The 1796-nt window shown below is 70.8% G+C and carries 2 protein-coding genes; both read left to right on the top strand.

The genetic code is table 11. The features are described 5' to 3' along the window. Window positions 1-184: 184 nt before the first annotated feature. Entirely contained in the window at window positions 185-409 is a 225-nt protein-coding gene (locus tag N866_RS18520) for a hypothetical protein (protein ID WP_155855490.1), read from the top strand. Window positions 410-424: 15 nt separating this feature from the next. Continuing rightward, the gene (locus N866_RS18515; protein WP_034229539.1) at window positions 425-1231 is read left to right on the top strand and encodes a hypothetical protein; all 807 of its coding nucleotides are present in this window, start codon (window positions 425-427) and stop codon (window positions 1229-1231) included. The last annotated feature ends 565 nt before the right edge of the window (window positions 1232-1796 follow it).

Raw genomic sequence — 1796 nt, 5'->3', positions numbered from 1 at the left:
GTTGCGACGACCGATTGAATCCGCCCTGTTAACCGGAGTCAAAATGCCGCACTTGGTAGTTGTGAAAGAAATGACCAGCACCCCTCTCCTGCTTCCGCCGTTCGGGTGAGAGCCGACGCCGGTGATGCCATCCGTCTTCCATCACCCCCTGCAGTCCCCCCCGAGCTTCAGCCACATCCGCGACGTGACCACGCGCGGGGGCGGGCTCAACGTCCGCGTGGCGTGGTCGACCGGCACAGTCGGGCACATCGCGCCGGTGATCGGCAGCACCGAGGGCAACGACGTGTACATCACGCACATCCGCGAGACCGCCGTGAGTGGTCAGTGGATCACGTACAACCAGTTCACCGCAGGCACGGCGGGGCTCGGCTCGAGCTACACGCCGACGCACTGGGTCACGTCGTACTGACAGAGGGGGACGAACATGAAGAAGTGGCAGCTGCTCACCGCCGCCTGCGCGGTGCTCCTCTTGGCCGTCGTCGGCGGTCCCGCGGCCGCGGCGGAGAACCGCGGGCACGTGCCCGACACCGTCAAGCGCGCTCTGGAGCCCGACGGCGCCGTCCACCGCCACGTTCTCGACCTGAACCAGCGGACCACCAGCGGCTCGAGGAAGACCGGGACGCCCTTGGCGCAGGCGCAGGCCGAGGCGGCGGCGACCACGTTCGGCAGCCCGGTCCGCTACGCCTACCTGCAGCTCGCGGAGGACGGCGGCTCGGGCGACGCGTTGACGGAGGCGGACCTTGGTGATGCCGCGCCGTTCTACCTGTCGGTCGAGTACGTGAACAGCAGGCCGACGTCGACCGTCCAGGTGACCGAGACGGGCGAGTTCGCCGCCCTCGGTGGGTTCCTGCCGGAGGAAGTCACAGCTCTCGCTGCGGTCGCCCCCGGGAGCGTCATCCTCACGGACGGCAGGTTCGAGGAGCTCTACAGCGCCTCGCCGGACCTGACGACGGTCCGCGCGCTCAACCCGTCCGCCACGGCGCTCGTCGGGGGCGGCGACGTGGCCGTCTCCGAGCTGCGCCGGATCAAGGCGCGGCAGTGGAGCGAGTACGTGGCGGCACTCCCGGTCGACGTTCCCGAGGACGCGGTGGGGGCGAGCGTCTCGAATGTGGGCCGCGGCGGCTCCGGGGGCGCCTGGTTGCCCGGCGTCGGCATCGCGCTCCTCGGCGCCGCGCTCGTCGCCGCGTCAGCGTTCCTCCTGGGCCGCTCGTCACGCTCCCGCCAGGTGTAGTCCGCACCGCAAGGGGGACCGTGCCGCCCGGCGCGGTCCCCCTTGCGGATACTGCTCCCAAACCGCTTCCCGCGACGTCGCCCCGCCAGCCGCCCCTGCCCGTCGTAGACGTCGCGTGGCTGACAGCCCGCCGCCCGGAGGCCGTCGTCGCGGATGCCCGTTGGTACCTCGACGGGCGACCGGGGCGGGCCGCCCACGAGGCCGGGCACCTGCCCGGCGACTCCCTCCCGCGGCCCGCGTCGACGTCGTCCTGAGCCATCCACCGGCGAAGGCACGACTGGCTGATTCCCAGATCGGGCGCGACCTTCGCGACCAGGTGCTGGCCATTGCGGGCGAGGTCCACCGCTCGACGCCGGGATTCCGCCGGTGTGGCTGCAGGCGCGAGGACCTTTACTTGTGACGGGAGACCCCCACGGCTCGGCACCGATCTTGATTAGTCGGAAGCAGGGAGTCCACCAAGTAGCCGGGTCGGTCTTCGCGTGTCAGCGACGGAGCGGTTTGCGAGCAACCGCTCGAGCCCGACCCGGCGTCCCGCCAAACGGGCTCTTCGTGGTTCGTGGTGATG

Source organism: Actinotalea ferrariae CF5-4, assembly GCF_000603945.1.
GTDB lineage: Bacteria > Actinomycetota > Actinomycetes > Actinomycetales > Cellulomonadaceae > Actinotalea > Actinotalea ferrariae.
Note: the sequence above shows the minus strand (reverse complement) of the source record. Positions and strands in the feature narration are given on the sequence as shown.

Coding starts and splice junctions, on each gene's coding strand:
- N866_RS18515 (WP_034229539.1), top strand. CDS start 425: ATGAAGAAGTGGCAGCTGCTCACCGCCGCCTGCGCGGTGCTCCTCTTG.